We start from the raw sequence: 14,875 nt of genomic DNA on the forward strand, positions 1-14,875 counted from the left end.
GTGGCCCCGTGCAGCGCTGCCGGGCGGGCTGGATTTGGCTGCTGCCGTGGGCCCCGTGCAGCGCCGCCGCACCGCCTGGAACGTGTCGCAAACGCCGCAAAGGGGGCGAGATCTCTCGCCCCGATGCCTGGCGTAGGCTGGATCGGTCGTCAGTAGCCCCTTGGGAAGGACCCGCCCGGTGACCGAGAACGCCGACCTTTCGTCTGTAAATGTCGCAGCCGTCCTCGATCGTGCCGCCGCAGGTGGGCGCATCACCCCCGAGGAAGCGCTCGTCCTGTACCGCGACGCCCCGCTGCACGCGCTGGGCGCCGCCGCCGACGCGGTGCGTCGTCGGCGGTACGCCGGGACCGAGCACATCGCCACGTACATCATCGAGCGCAACATCAACTACACGAACGTCTGCGTGACGGCGTGCAAGTTCTGTGCCTTCTACGCCGCCCCGAAGGACAACGACAAGGGCTGGACCCGCGACCTCGACGACATCCTGCGCCGCTGCGCGGAGACCGTCGAACTCGGTGGTACGCAGATCATGTTCCAGGGCGGCCACCACCCGGACTTCGGCGTGGAGTACTACGAAGAGCACTTCTCGGCGATCAAGAAGGCCTACCCGCAGCTGGTCATCCACTCCCTCGGTGCCTCCGAGGTCGAGCACATGGCGCGGATCTCCAAGGTGTCGGTCGAGGAAGCGATCTCGCGGATCCACGCCGCCGGGCTCGACTCCTTCGCCGGTGCGGGCGCCGAGCTGCTGCCCGCCAGGCCCCGCAAGGCCATCGCGCCGCTCAAGGAGTCCGGCGAGCGCTGGCTGGAGATCATGGAGGCGGCGCACGGGCTGGGTGTGGAGTCCACGTCCACCATGCTGATGGGTACCGGCGAGACCAACGCCGAGCGCATCGAGCACCTGCGGATGATCCGTGACGTGCAGGACCGGACGGGCGGCTTCCGCGCGTTCATCCCGTACACCTATCAGCCGGAGAACAACCACCTGAAGGGCCGGACGCAGGCCACGCTCTTCGAGTACCTGCGGATGATCGCCATCGCCCGGCTGTTCCTCGACAACGTCGCGCACATCCAGGGTTCCTGGCTGACCACCGGCAAGGAGGTCGGCCAGCTGTCGCTGCACTACGGCGCGGACGACCTCGGCTCGATCATGCTGGAGGAGAACGTCGTCTCCTCGGCCGGTGCCAGGCACCGTTCGAACCGGATGGAGATCATCGACCTCATCCGCAAGTCCGGCCGGGTCCCCGCGCAGCGCGCCACGACGTACGAGCACCTCGTCGTCCACGACGACCCGGCGAACGACCCGGTCGACGACCGCGTCGTCTCGCACATCTCGTCCACGGCGATCGAGGGCGGCACCGCCCACCCGGAGCTGAAGCTCCTGAACTCCAACTAGGGCTCCGCGAAGCCTTGTTGACGATCCACGCCGCCGACGCGGTGCACGGCGCCCCGGACGCGGCCGACTCCGGCTCCGATTCCGACTCCGTGGCCGTGGACGGCGGTGTGGTCGTCGCCATCGGTCCGTACGAGGAGCTGACCGCCGCCCGTCCGCAGGCCCGGATCCGGCGGTGGTCCGGGCTGATCACCCCGGGGCTGCTGAACACGGGGGCCCCGGCGCTGCTGGAGGCCGCCTACCACCCGGACCCGCGCGAGGTGGACCAGCTCGGCGGCGACCCGCTGACCGGTGCCGCGCTCACCGCACTCGGCATGGACGACGCCCGCTGGGGCGCGAGTGCCCGGCGCGGACTGCAACGGATGCTGCGGCACGGTACGACGGCCGTCCGCGGCCCCTTCACCCGGCCCGCCGTGCGTACGGCGGTCGCGCGCTCGGGACTGCGCGTCCACGCCCCCGGCCCGGCGGGCGGATTCGCCGCCCCCGATCCGCAGGCACCACCCGTACCGGCGACCGGGCTCGACCCGCTGATGTCCGTACCGGAACCGGCCGACGCGTTCGCGACGGCCCTCACCGTCGGCGGACCCGCGGACCTGGCGGTGTTCGGCGTGACGGACCTCGCGGCGCTGCGTGCCGAGGGCGCCGGGAGCTGTACGGCGACGGTGCTCGGCGGGCGGCTGGTCTTCCGCCGTAGTTGAGGCCCGTCACCGCATCGTCCGTCACGGCATCGTCCGTCACGGCACCGTCCGTCACCGCACCGTCCGTCACGGCACCGAAGGGCCGCCCAGGTAGTGGCCCTTGGCGTCGTACGGCCAGGCGTTGGCGACGCACCCCTTCAGGCCGTCTATCTGCTGCATCATCGCGGGGGCGGGGCGGCCCTTGCCCGGACAGGTCTCGTGGCCGTGGCCCGTCCAGTGGCCGACCTCGTGGTTGATGATGAGGGCGCGGTAATCGGTGAGCGGACCGTCGAATTCGGGCGATCCCTGCTGCCAGCGCTTGAGGTTGACCATGACGTCCGTGCCGACCCGGCAGTTGACCTCGCCGTGCGTGTCGAGTCCGCTCCTGCCGCAGATGGTGTCGGTGGTCCTGGGGGTGGCGATGCGGATGACCAGTCCCGCGGTGTCGTCGGTGACCTGGCGGAAGGTGTGCTCGCCGTGGTGGGACCAGCCCCGCGGCGAGGCCAGGATGCGGGCGACCTCGGCGGCGGCCTGGTCCGGATCGATACCCGAACCGTTCTCCGTCTCGACCCGGTAGGCGTCACCCTTGGCGGTCGCCGGGACACCCGCGCGGGCGACGGTGAACTTGCCGGTGGAGTACGGGACCGAGCCATCCTTCCGGTCCCCGTCGCCGCCGCCCGACCGGTTCCCCACCGCGACGGCGCCACCGACCAGCAGCGCCGCCGCGATGACGCCGGCCACGGTCACGTTCCGACCGGGCTTCCCCCGCTGTCTCCGACTTGCCCCTTGTGCGGACATTCGCGCCTTTCTCAACTCCCCGGTGGCTGTGCCTCCCTCTGTACTGAGTGTCGGTTGATCCGATTGGTTTAGTCCACACGCATCCTGGCTCCGACCGGCGCGAAGGGTCGCCGGGCCGGGCTGCTTGAATGGCGGGGTGACCCGAGCCTCCCTGGACAAGCAGCCGCACGAAGTCGCCTCGATGTTCGACGACGTGGCGGCGAACTACGACCTCACCAATGACGTGCTGTCCCTCGGACAGGCGCGCCTGTGGCGCAAGGAGGTCGCCAAGGCGGTCGACGCGCGTCCCGCGCAGAAGGTCCTCGACCTCGCCGCGGGGACCGCCACCTCCTCGCTGCCGTTCGCGCAGACCGGTGCGTACGTCGTGCCCTGCGACTTCTCGATCGGCATGCTCCAGGTCGGCAAGCGGCGCCATCCGCACCTCCCGATCACCGCGGGCGACGCGACGAAGCTGCCCTTCCGCGACGGTGTCTTCGACGCCGTGACGATCTCGTTCGGCCTGCGCAACGTCCAGGAGACGGATGCCGCGCTGCGGGAGCTGTACCGCGTGACCAAGCCGGGCGGCCGAGTGGTGATCTGCGAGTTCTCGCAGCCGACCTGGGCCCCGTTCCGTACGGTCTACACCGAGTACCTGATGCGCGCGCTGCCCCCGGTGGCCACCGCCGTCTCGTCCAACCCCGACGCGTACGTGTATCTCGCCGAGTCGATCCGCGCCTGGCCCGACCAGCCCGCGCTGGCCGCCCGGCTCCAGCAGGCCGGCTGGGCGGATGTCGCCTGGCGGAATCTGACCGGCGGCATCGTGGCGCTGCACCGGGGGTTCAAGAAGGGCTGACACCGCCCCGGTTGCCGCCCCGCCCTCGGGCTCGGCTCCCGGGGCCCCGGCTCCCGGCTCCCCGGGCTCCCCGCCCTCACAGCTCCAGCCGGAAGCAGTACCCCTTCCGCTGGCTCATCGGCGACACGAACCTCTCGTGCAGCTCCATCCCGAGCCGCCGGGTCACCGCTATCGACCGCTCGTTCTCGGCGTCGACCATCGCGAACACCTGCTCCAGTCCCGCCGCCCGTACCCGCTCCAGCGTGGTCCGGGCGGCGGCGGTCACGTAACCCCGGCCCCAGTACGCGCGGCCGAGCCGCCAGCCGATCTCGATCTCGCCGACGGGGCCGAACTCCTCACGCGGCCACGGCTGCGCGCCGGTGAAGCCGATCACCTCGTCGTGCTCGTCGAGCATCGTCCAGAGGCAGAAGCCGCGCTCGGCGTCGTGCCTGCGCTGCCGTGCGGTCAACTCCTCGTACACGGACAACTCGGCCGAGCTACCGCCGTGGAACTCCATCACTTCGGGGTCGTCGAAGACGCGGTGCCAGGCGAGAGCGTCCTCCTCGGTGGGGACGCGGAGCCGTACGACAGGCAGGGGCTTGGTCACTTCGGTCTCACCCTTCAGTGGATCGTTCAGGAGGTCCCCATAGACTGCACGTGTCCAGTGCCGTACGGCACGCGAATTCGAGTCTTCCGGAGATCCCGCCGTGACCGAGCCCCTCTCCGAGCACACCGCAGATGTGATCGTCGTCGGAGCGGGTCCCGCCGGCTCCACGACCGCGTACTACCTGGCCAAGGCCGGGCTCGACGTACTGCTCCTGGAGAAGACCGCCTTCCCGCGCGAGAAGGTCTGCGGTGACGGACTGACCCCGCGCGCCACCAAGCAGCTGGTCTCGATGGGGATCGACATCTCCGAAGAGGCGGGCTGGCTGCGGAACAAGGGCCTGCGGATCATCGGCGGCGGTGTACGGCTCCAGCTGGACTGGCCGGACCTCGCCTCGTACCCGGACTACGGACTCGTCCGCAAGCGCGACGACTTCGACGAGCAGCTGGCCCGCCAGGCGCAGAAGGCGGGCGCCCGGCTGTACGAGCGCTGCAACGTCGGCGCACCGATCACCGACCCGCGCACCGGCCGGATCACCGGCGTCAACGCCAAGATGGGCGAGGAGAAGACCCCGGTCACCTTCCACGCCCCGCTGGTGGTCGCCGCCGACGGCAACTCCACCCGGCTGTCCATCGGCATGGGACTGCACCGGCGCGAGGACCGGCCGATGGGTATCGCGGTCCGTACGTACTTCACTTCGCCGCGTCATGACGACGACTACCTGGAGTCCTGGCTGGAGCTGTGGGACCGCCGAGGTGCCCAGGAGCGGCTGCTGCCCGGTTACGGCTGGATCTTCGGCATGGGCGACGGCACCTCCAACGTCGGCCTCGGCATTCTCGACTCCTCCTCCGCCTTCCGCGAGCTGGACTGGCGCGAGGTGCTGAAGGCGTGGTGTGCGTCGATGCCGGAGGACTGGGGTTACGTCCCCGACAACATGACGATGCCGATCCGCGGCGCCGCCCTGCCGATGGCCTTCAACCGCCAGCCGCACTACACCAAGGGCCTCCTGCTGGTGGGCGACGCGGGCGGGATGGTCAACCCGTTCAACGGTGAGGGCATCGCGTACGCCATGGAGTCGGGCCAGATCGCGGCGGACGTGATCGTCCAGGCCTCGGCCCGCGCGACCCCGGCGCAGCGCGAGATGGCGCTGCACAACTACCCGAAGATCCTCAAGGACACCTACGGCGGTTACTACACGCTGGGCCGGGCGTTCGTGAAGCTGATCGGCAACCCGAAGGTCATGAAGATCGCGGCGCAGCGCGGTCTGACGCACCCGGTGCTGATGAAGTTCACGCTGAAGATGCTGGCGAACCTGACGGACCCGACGGGCGGGGACGCGATGGACCGGATCATCAACGGGCTGACGAAGGTGGCACCCAGCTCCTGACGGGAGCGGGCCGTGTCCTGACGGTAATGGGGCCGCGTCCGGGAAGGAAACGGGCGACGCCGACGCGGTCCCGGACCCGGTCTCATAGCCTTGCGCCATGACCGAACACGCCCTCGTCCCCGCCGACTTCGTCGTCCCCACCGAACTGATCACCCCGCTGTTCCGCCTGGAACCCCTGGGGCCGCAGCACAACGCCGCCGATCACGCCGCCTGGTCCGCGGGCATCGAGCACATCCGCGCCACCCCCGGCTTCGAAGACCGGGAGTGGCCGCCGGTGGGCGGGATGACCCTGGAGGCGAACCTGCACGACCTCCAGAAGCACGCGGACGACTTCGCTCAGCGGCGCGGATTCACCTACACCGTCATCGGAACCGGCATCGACGTCGGCGATGGCGATGGCGACGGCGGCGATTACGAGGTGATCGGGTGCGTGTACATCTATCCCGCCCGTGGCGACGGCCAGGACCCCCGCCCGCACGTGAGCTCCTGGGTCCGCGCGGACCGGGCCGAACTGGACGCGCCGCTGCACGCCGCCGTATCCGACTGGCTGGCCACGGACTGGCCCCTGGGCAGCGTCAGGTACGCGCCCCGCTGATCGGCAGCGACGCTCATGCGCGGCTCGGGGCGGCCTCCGGCTCCGGCTGCGACTCGGGTTCCGGCTGTGCCGCGCCGGGGTCACGCCGGGGGAGCAGCAGCGGCGTCGCCAGGATCAGCAGACCGGCGACCGCGATCGCGGTGCGCGGACCGATGAGGGCGGCCAGCAGGCCCCACAGGGCGGTGAACGCCGCGATGCTGGACTTGCTGGTGACCGACCAGGCGGACAGCGTACGGGCCACCCGGTCGGGCGCGGTCCGGGTGAGCCGGTAGGTCGCGAGCACCGGGTTGTACACGCCCGAGCAGGTGATCAGCCCCAGCTCGACGGCCATCACGATGACGAGCCCGGAAACGCCGGGGCGGACGAAGGCCAGCCCGATCGGCCAGCACGCCCGCAGCGTGCCGGCGGTGAGCAGGACCTTGTGCTCCCCGAACCGGGTGACGAACCGGCGGGCCAGCCGCGAGCCGATCAGGCCGCCGATGCAGGGCACCGCGAAGGCGATGCAGTACTGCCAGGGGGCGAACCCGAGGTGGCTGAGCATGAGCACGGACAGCAGCGGCGAGGCCGCCATGATCAGGCCGTTGTTCAGGATCGAGTTGAAGAACAGCGGGCGCAGCGTCGCGTGCTTGAGGATGTACCGCCACCCGTCGAGCAGGTCACCGGCGCGCATCCGTGGTCCCGCGGCCCGCTCGGGGCGCGGTTCCTCGCCGCCGATCGCGCGGATCCCCGCAGCGGAGAGCAGGTAGCTGACCGCGTTGGCCAGGACGGTCATCACCGGGCCGAACATCCCGATCGCGGCCCCGCCGATCGGCGGCCCGAGCATGGTGGCGGTCCAGGTCGTGGACTCGAACCGGCCGTTCGCGACGAGCAGGTCCTCCGGTCGTACGAGCGCCTTCATGCAGGCCCCGCTCGCCGCCGTGAAGGCGATGTCGGCCGCACCGACGATCACCGACACGACCAGCAGCTGGGCGAAGCTGAGGTGCCCCAGCGCCCAGGCGGCGGGGATGCTCATCAGCACGGCGAACCGGATCAGGTCCATCGCGACCATCACCGGCCGCTTGCGGCGGAACTCCACCCAGGGGCCGAGCGGCACCGCCACCACCGCACCGACCGCCAGCCCGGCGGCGGCCAGCAACGACACCTGGGTCGTTCCGGCGTGCAGCGCGAGGATCGCGATCAGGGAGAACGAGTCGAACGCGAGCCACGTACCGAACGTACTGGTCGCGTAGGCCGCCCAGAGCCACCCGAACTGCCGGCCCAGCGACCGCCTGGACACCATGATCAGAGCACCTCCCGCTCTCTTCACCGCTCGCCGGAACCCTGACGTCGACCCCCGGCGTCGACCCCCGGCGTCGACCCCCGATGTCGACCCCCGAGATCAAAGCGACCAGCACACCCGCAGGTCAAACAACCGACCCGACCGTAGCCACAACGGCACGTTGTGCGCCTGGTCAGCCGGCTGCACCAGCGTGAGGAATCACAGCGGGACGTTCCGGAGAGGGAGAGCCGCTCCGCTCCGCCTACGGCCTCGGTACTGTGATGTCGCATGACCGACCGCGAGATCGAAATCACCGCAGACCTGGTCCGCGACCTGCTCCAGGAGCAACATCCAGACCTTGCAGGGCTGGCCATCCGCGAGGTGGCGGGCGGCTGGGGCAACCAGATGTGGCGCCTCGGGGACGAGTTGGCCGTGCGCATGCAGCGCATGGACCCCACCCCGGAGCTCCAGCTCAACGAGCGGCGGTGGCTACCCGTGCTGGCCCCGCGCCTGCCGCTCCCGGTGCCGACCCCGGTGCGGCTCGGCGAACCGTCCGAGCGCTTCCCCAAGCACTGGACCGTGATGACGTGGGTTCCCGGCGAGCCGCTGGACCACGGCTCGATCAGCCGCGGCGACCACGCGGCCGACACCCTGGCGGGCTTCCTCCAGGCGCTCCATGTGGAGGCACCCGCCGAGGCGCCGATCTCCATGGACCGCAGGACCCATCCCAGGAACTGCACGGACAGCTTCGAGAACTTCTTCCAGGCCGTTGCCCCCGACGACATCGCTGCCGACGTCCGGGCCGTCTGGGACGACGCCGTTGCGGCCGACGCGTGGGAGGGCCCGCCCGTGTGGGTGCACGGCGACCTCCATCCCGCGAACGTCGTCGTCTCGGACGGAACGCTCTCGGGCATCGTCGACTTCGGTGACATGTTCGCCGGCGATCCGGCGTGGGACCTCGCCGCCGCATGGGTGCTGCTGCCCGCGGGCACGGCCTCACGGTTCTTCGACACGTACGCGCATGCGGACGAGGCGGCGATCCGGCGCGCCCGCGGGCTGGCTGCTATGAAGAGCCTGTTCCTGATGCTCATGGGGCAGAACGGAGACCGGGGCCTTCCCGGCGGCAAGCCGCACTGGGGACCTGCAGGCCGAGCGGCACTTGACCGTGTTCTGAAGGGCTGAAGGGCTGAAGGGCTGAAGGGCGTTTGATTCTTGGTCGAGGGCCATGCGGCAGCCCGCCTTCGCGGGTTCGTCGATCACCGCCTGTGGTGGGGATGCCAAGGTCCACGGCCGCATGCTGTGCCCGTGGCCCCGGTGTGGAGAAGGCCGGAGGGGTCGCGAACGGCCCTCCGCGGCGGCTCGCGAACGGCACTCCGGAGAGGTCGCGGGCGGGACTAGAGTCGGGCGACGTGGACCTCGATGCCGTACGCACCTTCGTCGCCGTGGCGGACACGGGCCAGTTCCAGCAGGCCGCCGCCGACCTGGCGGTCACCCAGCAGGCCGTCTCCAAGCGCGTCGCCGCACTGGAGAAGGACCTCGGTGTACGGCTCTTCACCCGCACGGCGCGCGGCGCCCGGCTCACCGTCGACGGGCAGGCGTTCCTGCCCCACGCCCGCGACCTCCTCCAGGCCGAGGAACGGGCAGCCGCCTCCGTGCGGCCCGGTCGGCGCGCCCTGCGCATCGACGTGATCAGCAGGCGGCTGGGCCCGGCCGACCTGCTGCGCGACTTCCACCGCACGCACCCCGGGACCGAGCTCGACATCGTCACCCACTACGACGCGGACTCCGCCATCGCGGCCGTCCGGTCCGGCACGGTCGACGCGACGTTCCGCGCCCTCACCCTGCCCGCGCGACGCCTCCCCGACGGGATCGAGTCGGTCCGGATCCTCGACGAACCCGTCCAACTCCTGATCGGCCCGGCCCACGAGTTCGCCGGGGCCCGCACGGTGACCCCGGCCCAGCTCGCCGGGCACCGGATCTGGATGCCCGACATGACCCCCGGGACCGAATGGGCCGTGTACTACAGCGACCTCGCCGCCGCGTTCGGGCTCACCATCGACTCCGCCGGTCCCCGCTTCGGCACCTCGCTCCTCCTGGACGCGATCGCCGACTCCCCGACCCTGACGACCTTCATCGGCGAGCGGACCCGGTTCGTCTGGCCCCCCGAACACGGCCTGCGACGGGTCGCCCTGCACGACCCGACACCGCTCTACCCGCACTCCCTGATCTGGCGCAGCGACAACCCGCACCCCGCGCTGGCCGCGTTCCGCGCCTATCTTCGCTCCGTGCGGGACGACCGCCCGGGTACCGGCGTCTGGGTGCCGGAATGGGCGCGGTGACCGGACCGCCGGGTCAGGCTTGCAGTGCGGCTGCTTGTGCGGGGGCGGGCGGGGCGAGCCCCAGGACGTGGCTGGACCGTAACTGCGCGCGGATCGTACGGATCGCCTCGCGCGGCGTGGCGAGGACACGGAGGTCGACGGGTTCGGGGACGAAGCCGTTCGCGGGTGGTCCGGGTGGATGTCACGGTCGACCCGAAGCAGGTGACGGTGTACGTGACGGACGAGGAGCCGTACGCGCCGGCCAGGCACCGCACGTCGGCAGTTGCCCGATACGGAACGCGGCCGTGGGGCTCCTTCTGGTGGGCTGTCTGGCGGCTCGCTCGGCTTCGCTGCGAGCCACGACGGATTCAAGCTGCCGTTGTGACAAGGACGCTGGCCCCGTGACGGATCCGACTCCCGCCTGACAAAGGCCGCTCGTAGTCCGTGCAGGAAGATGGACGGCGTGGGTACGAACGGAAACCATGCGCTTGAAGACCTCGTCCACTGGCGTGGTGAGCTCGCTGACCTCGTCAAAGCCGCCCGCCACGTAGATGCGTCAGCCACTGCCCTCGTGGACCGCGCCGCGATCACAGTCGTACTGGAGAAGGTCGCCGACGGCCAGGTGGGACTCGACGAGCTCACGACCTGGGCCCAGACGGTGCACTTCGTCGACGGCCTGCACATCGAAGACGGCCACGAAGATCTGCTCACGCAGTTCCTCTTTGAGACGTCCACGCCCGAACTCTTCGAACCTGTGACGAGCGAGCTCTGCCATCGGTGGCAGAGCAGAGTCCAATCATCACTCGCGATATCGCCAGTAGTTGGACGATGGACGACAGGCTAAGCGGCTCCGCCGCATGCAAAACGCCCTCCATCCGGGCCGGGTGGAGGGCGTTGAGGTCGCTGATCAGATCAGGTGGTCGAACTCGCCTGCCTTCACGCCGAGTACGAACGCGCGCAGCTTGGTGACGCTGGTGGTGACGATCACGTCGGGGTCGTCGCTCTCGCGCATCTTGATCGAGCCGTCAACGGGGGCCAGCTCGATGCAGCTCTGATTGTTGTCTGCTCCTGAGAAAGAGGACTTCTGCCAGGCGATTGCTTCATTCATTTTGCATCCCTACGACTTGGGCGGGAGCTTCTTCCCAGCAGGGTATGGGGACCGCAGCCGTGATCGGTCACCGTTGCTCAGGCGACGTGGTGTTGCCAGCGGAGCGACGGGTTGTCGTCGATCCAGTACGTGTGGGACCTGTTCGTGATGCGGAGCTGGACGGCGGTGATGTCGGGACTTCCTGCGGCCTGCCATGCGGTCAACGCCTCCTCGATGTCGTCCCAGAGGGCTACGGGGCCGCCCTGGCGAACCGTCCAACTGCTGCCGTCGGCGGTGAACTCTGCGAAGGACTCGCGCTCTGTATCGAAGAGGTACAGGAGCTGGGCCCCTTCGGCCGTCGCGGCGTGCACGAACTGTGCTCCCGGTGCGGCGAGTTGGGCGATGAACGCGGGCATCCACTCCTCCATCAGGACAGGCGGCAGCTTCGCTTCCCGCGCGTTGTCGGCGTAGGCCGTACGGGCGGACAGGTCGCCGGACAGCGGCAGCGCGGCCTGGGATCGGGCCTGCATGAATGAGGAGCGGCCGATGATCCTGCCCTCGGCAGTGCCGTCTTCGCGCACGGTGACCTTTGCCAGGCCCGTGCCGTAGTGCCAGGAACCGCCGACGGTAGCCAGGATGATGCCGCCCGGCTTGGTCTGCCTGATCCAGGCGAGGGGGATACGGCGGACGGCGCAGGTGGCGATCGTCCGGTCGTACGGTGCGCGGCGTGGGTGACCGAGAAGTCCGTCTCCGATCACGGTCCAGGTCTCGAACCCGGCCGCCTCCAGCGCGGCGTCCGCGCGGGCCGATACCGAGGGGTCCACCTCGACGGTCGTCACGTTGTCCTCACCGAGCCGGTGGCACATCAGGGCGGACGAGTAGCCGGTACCCGTACCGATCTCCAGCACCTGATGCCCGTCCTCCACCTCCAGACTCTCGATCATGTCCACCACGGTCACCGGGGTGGTGGACGACGACGTGGGGGAGCCTGTGACGGGACCGCGGACCTGGTCGGCGGTCAGATGTCCGTCGAGCTGAGTGGTCAGGGACGTGTCGCTGTAGGCGATCCGCATCCACTCGGCCGGATCGGTGCCGACTGTGGTGACCGGCCGCCAGCGGCCACCGTCCTGGGGGAGGAACACCCCGGGGTTCAGGAACAGCTCGCGTGGTACGGCCTCCACCGCCGCGCGCCACTGAGGCGTGGTGAGCACATCGGCCTTCGCCAGCCGATCGGCGAGGGCGCGCCGCTCGGGAGCCGTGTCGGTCAAGGGGCATCTCCCTGCGTCAGCAGATCAGAAGTAGCCAAGAGGCGCGGCCCATTGCTGTGCTCCAACCTCGGGACCGGAGTCCGGGTACCGGGGTGGGCACGGTGAGCATGCCACCGGGTCACCCTCTGCGCCGCGGATGCGTGCACTCCGGCGGGCTCAACGTCAGGTAGGTCAACGGCCGTACGGACCACTCCAGATGACGGCCCTTGCGGAGCAGTAGTACGAGCCCGCAGGGTTCACCCCGGTGCAGTGCGGCGAGCGCGGGCAGCCAGCCGCCGTGCTCGGACCAGTACAGGGCGCGGGTCGCCTCACGTGGGGCGAGTCCGAGGACGTGGCTGGAGCGCAACTGCGAGCGGACCGTACGGATCGCTTCGCGTGGCGTGGCCAGGATGCGGAGGTCGACGGGTTCGGGGACGAAGCCGTTGGCGGGCCCGTAGCGCAGGACCTCGAACCGGTAGCCGTGTTCGAGGCGGGCCTGCGTGGGGGTGGGGTGCGGTGGTGGTGTTGTACGCATGGCCGACCGTCCGATCGCAGCGTCTGGGAGCCCCCGCCCCGGGGTGTTGTGTGACGAACAGCGGGGCGGGGGCGGCTTCTGGAACTTGTACGCCAACGAGCTTGCACGCAGGGCGAGTTACAGAATCGGGGCGCGGCTGAGCTACTGCCGTGACCGGCGTTGGCGACGTACGGTGACCGTAGCGCTACCCATCTGGGCGGCGCAAGTATGCTCCTGGCTGTACTTGTCTCCGGACATGCGTGAAGGCCCTTGCCTGCGCGGGCAGAGGGCCTTCGGGGAGGGAGATCGCTGAGGCGGCTACCGTCCGGCGCGGTCGAACTCGCCCGCCTTGACGCCGTGGATGAACGCGGCGAACTTCGCCCGGCTCGTAGCGGCAACGGCGCCCGGATCGTCACTCTCGCGCATCAGGATGTCGTCGGCGTTCGCCGCGATCTCGACGCACTGCTCCTGGCCGTTGGAGAAGGATGACTTCTGCCACTCGATTGCTGTGTCCATGCTGCGGATTCTCACATGTCCCGCGCGATGTGGTGAATGAAGCTGCGTGACTCCGAGGGCTCCAGCGAGGCTTGCTTCGCGACGTCCAGTTGCAACCCGTACTTGCGAATGTCCGCCGCCGCATCCAGGAAGAGACCGCGGATGGGGGTGTCGATGTGCACCGTGTCGAGTTGTGGCACGGCGCCGGCTGCGTACAGCACGGTCTGGGTGATGTCGATGAACCGGTCGATGGCGAACGGGATCACCTGCACGGTCACGTTCGGCCGGTCCGTTGCCTCGATGAGGTGCTGCAATTGCTCGCGGGCCGTCGTGCGTCCGCCGACGCGCATGCGCAGAGCCGCTTCGTGTACGAGGACATCGAAGGTGGGTGGCTGCTCCCTGTCGAGCAGTGATTGCCTCCGCATGCGGTGTTCGAGCCTGGCCGCCACGTCCTCCTCGGGCAGTTTGGGGAGGACTGCTTCGAACAGGGCTCGGGCGTACTCAGGTGTCTGGAGCAATCCGGGCAGTGTCACCGACTGCAGGCACTGCATGTGACGGGCGTGATGCTCCATCTCCGCGATGTTCAAGAACCCGGGCGCGAGTACTCCCCGGTATTCGTCCCACCAGAACTGGCCCCGGTGTTCCCGCGATATGGCGCACAGTGCCTCGATCAACGCATGGTCGTCGCAGGCGTAGAAACTGGCCAGGCGGCGAATCCGGTCCTCGCCGATGCCGGTACGGCCCGCCTCGATGTGACTGATCTTGGCCTGGTCGGTCGAGATGAGCCCGGCTGCTTCCCGGGCAGTCTTGCCCGCGCGTTCGCGCAGCTTCCTCAGCTCACCGCCCAGGCGTACCTGGCGCCCGGTCGGGTTGTCCCTTGGCGGCATGTCACCTTCCCCTGTTTGCGACCAGTTTGGCGTCTGACGGCGGGACTGGTCCACTCGGTCGTGTGAACCCTAGTGACAAGCTTGCTCCGGGGCTTGTATTCCCTCTACGGTCCTGACCGTGCGGCGTTTACCACCGAATGCCCGAAGTGCAGCCATGCGTAGGCCTGTTGAGTGTGCGCGGTTGGCCGATGCCACGGGTTGCAGATGGCGCTGCATGCTGCGACCGAGACCGGATCACGTAAGGGAGAACGCGAAATGACCCCGGCAACCGCCCCTCCAGTACCTCGCCCGCCCCTTCCACAACGCGGAGCGCGTTACCGGGTCGTCGCGCCGAACAGTCCGACCGCCCCGGGCATCGTGCGGGACTTCCTCGGGACACTGCTCCGGGCTACCGGGCACCCCCGGCTGGTGGATGATGCCCGTCTCTGTGCGAGCGAGGTCGTCACCAACTCGTACTGTCGTACGCGTTCGCGGATGATCCGGGTGGATGTGACCGTCAACCCGAAGCAGGTGACGGTGTACGTGACGGACGAGGAGCCGGATTCGCCGCCCCGGCCCGTACATCGGCAGTTGCCGGACGCGGAACGCGGCCGTGGGCTGGTCCTGGTGGACTGCCTGGCCGCCCGCTGGGGAGTACGGGTCAACGATGAACCCGTACCGGGCTCCAAGTCCGTCTGGTTCACGCTCGTCGAATGACCGGGCGTGGGCGGGGCGAAGGGAACTGCCCGCGCGGCGGCGAGTTCGGCTCAGTCCTCAAGGTCGGGGCCCGGCTGGGGAATGGCTTGAGTCTCCAGTGGCTGGAGACAG

17 protein-coding genes are annotated in these 14,875 nt (G+C 69.6%); 9 read left to right on the plus strand and 8 right to left on the minus strand.

Annotated elements, in window-relative coordinates; translation table 11 throughout:
• The first annotated feature begins 178 nt into the window (after positions 1 to 178).
• On the plus strand, positions 179 to 1,393 hold the full coding sequence (mqnC, locus tag NBY69_RS07145) for a cyclic dehypoxanthinyl futalosine synthase (protein ID WP_250299078.1): 1,215 nt from the start codon (positions 179 to 181) through the stop codon (positions 1,391 to 1,393).
• A gap of 14 nt (positions 1,394 to 1,407) precedes the next feature.
• Positions 1,408 to 2,088, plus strand: coding sequence for an imidazolonepropionase-like domain-containing protein (locus NBY69_RS07150; RefSeq protein WP_250299080.1), 681 nt, complete (start codon positions 1,408 to 1,410; stop codon positions 2,086 to 2,088).
• Between the two features lie 66 nt (positions 2,089 to 2,154).
• Here NBY69_RS07150 and NBY69_RS07155 read toward each other — a convergent pair whose 3' ends face one another.
• Positions 2,155 to 2,865: a DUF3152 domain-containing protein gene (locus NBY69_RS07155; protein ID WP_250299082.1), complete on the minus strand. Its 711-nt coding sequence runs from the start codon at positions 2,863 to 2,865 to the stop codon at positions 2,155 to 2,157.
• A 136-nt stretch (positions 2,866 to 3,001) separates the two neighbouring features.
• Here NBY69_RS07155 and NBY69_RS07160 point away from each other — a divergent pair, with 136 nt between their 5' ends.
• On the plus strand, positions 3,002 to 3,697 hold the full coding sequence (locus tag NBY69_RS07160) for a demethylmenaquinone methyltransferase (protein ID WP_250299083.1): 696 nt from the start codon (positions 3,002 to 3,004) through the stop codon (positions 3,695 to 3,697).
• Positions 3,698 to 3,773: 76 nt separating this feature from the next.
• Here NBY69_RS07160 and NBY69_RS07165 read toward each other — a convergent pair whose 3' ends face one another.
• Positions 3,774 to 4,283, minus strand: a complete 510-nt coding sequence (locus NBY69_RS07165) for a GNAT family N-acetyltransferase (protein ID WP_250299084.1) — start codon at positions 4,281 to 4,283, stop codon at positions 3,774 to 3,776.
• Between the two features lie 100 nt (positions 4,284 to 4,383).
• On the opposite strand from NBY69_RS07165, the gene NBY69_RS07170 reads away from it, so the two are divergent.
• Complete coding sequence (locus NBY69_RS07170; protein ID WP_250299085.1) at positions 4,384 to 5,667, plus strand: geranylgeranyl reductase family protein; 1,284 nt, start codon at positions 4,384 to 4,386, stop codon at positions 5,665 to 5,667.
• A 97-nt stretch (positions 5,668 to 5,764) separates the two neighbouring features.
• Positions 5,765 to 6,262 (plus strand): N-acetyltransferase, encoded by a 498-nt coding sequence (locus NBY69_RS07175; protein ID WP_250299087.1) that lies wholly within the window; start codon positions 5,765 to 5,767, stop codon positions 6,260 to 6,262.
• A gap of 13 nt (positions 6,263 to 6,275) precedes the next feature.
• Here NBY69_RS07175 and NBY69_RS07180 read toward each other — a convergent pair whose 3' ends face one another.
• Entirely contained in the window at positions 6,276 to 7,541 is a 1,266-nt protein-coding gene (locus tag NBY69_RS07180) for an MFS transporter (protein ID WP_250299089.1), read from the minus strand.
• Positions 7,542 to 7,808: 267 nt separating this feature from the next.
• Here NBY69_RS07180 and NBY69_RS07185 point away from each other — a divergent pair, with 267 nt between their 5' ends.
• The 3 genes from NBY69_RS07185 (at position 7,809) to NBY69_RS07195 (ending at position 10,682) form a co-directional block, all read left to right on the plus strand.
• Positions 7,809 to 8,702, plus strand: coding sequence for an aminoglycoside phosphotransferase family protein (locus NBY69_RS07185; protein WP_250299092.1), 894 nt, complete (start codon positions 7,809 to 7,811; stop codon positions 8,700 to 8,702).
• Between the two features lie 227 nt (positions 8,703 to 8,929).
• A complete protein-coding gene (locus NBY69_RS07190) occupies positions 8,930 to 9,859 on the plus strand; it encodes a LysR family transcriptional regulator (RefSeq protein WP_250299093.1) in 930 nt (309 codons plus the stop codon).
• 442 nt (positions 9,860 to 10,301) lie between these two features.
• Positions 10,302 to 10,682: a hypothetical protein gene (locus NBY69_RS07195; protein WP_250299095.1), complete on the plus strand. Its 381-nt coding sequence runs from the start codon at positions 10,302 to 10,304 to the stop codon at positions 10,680 to 10,682.
• Between the two features lie 63 nt (positions 10,683 to 10,745).
• Here NBY69_RS07195 and NBY69_RS07200 read toward each other — a convergent pair whose 3' ends face one another.
• The 5 genes from NBY69_RS07200 to NBY69_RS07220 all read right to left on the minus strand — a co-directional run bounded on the left by NBY69_RS07200 (position 10,746) and on the right by NBY69_RS07220 (position 14,122).
• Positions 10,746 to 10,946 carry a DUF397 domain-containing protein gene (locus NBY69_RS07200; protein ID WP_250299096.1) on the minus strand — a complete coding sequence of 67 codons (201 nt, stop codon included), beginning with the start codon at positions 10,944 to 10,946 and terminating at the stop codon, positions 10,746 to 10,748.
• A 77-nt stretch (positions 10,947 to 11,023) separates the two neighbouring features.
• A complete protein-coding gene (gene tgmC, locus NBY69_RS07205) occupies positions 11,024 to 12,193 on the minus strand; it encodes an ATP-grasp peptide maturase system methyltransferase (RefSeq protein ID WP_250299098.1) in 1,170 nt (389 codons plus the stop codon).
• Positions 12,194 to 12,311: 118 nt separating this feature from the next.
• Positions 12,312 to 12,707, minus strand: coding sequence for a hypothetical protein (locus tag NBY69_RS07210; RefSeq protein ID WP_250299100.1), 396 nt, complete (start codon positions 12,705 to 12,707; stop codon positions 12,312 to 12,314).
• A gap of 297 nt (positions 12,708 to 13,004) precedes the next feature.
• Entirely contained in the window at positions 13,005 to 13,202 is a 198-nt protein-coding gene (locus NBY69_RS07215) for a DUF397 domain-containing protein (protein WP_250299102.1), read from the minus strand.
• Positions 13,203 to 13,213: 11 nt separating this feature from the next.
• The gene (locus NBY69_RS07220) at positions 13,214 to 14,122 is read right to left on the minus strand and encodes a helix-turn-helix transcriptional regulator (protein WP_308409474.1); all 909 of its coding nucleotides are present in this window, start codon (positions 14,120 to 14,122) and stop codon (positions 13,214 to 13,216) included.
• A 201-nt stretch (positions 14,123 to 14,323) separates the two neighbouring features.
• Between NBY69_RS07220 and NBY69_RS07225 the strand changes: the two genes are divergently transcribed.
• A complete protein-coding gene (locus NBY69_RS07225; protein ID WP_284347884.1) occupies positions 14,324 to 14,764 on the plus strand; it encodes an ATP-binding protein in 441 nt (146 codons plus the stop codon).
• Positions 14,765 to 14,875: the final 111 nt, after the last annotated feature.

Source organism: Streptomyces sp. A 4/2, from assembly GCF_940670765.1.
GTDB lineage: Bacteria > Actinomycetota > Actinomycetes > Streptomycetales > Streptomycetaceae > Streptomyces.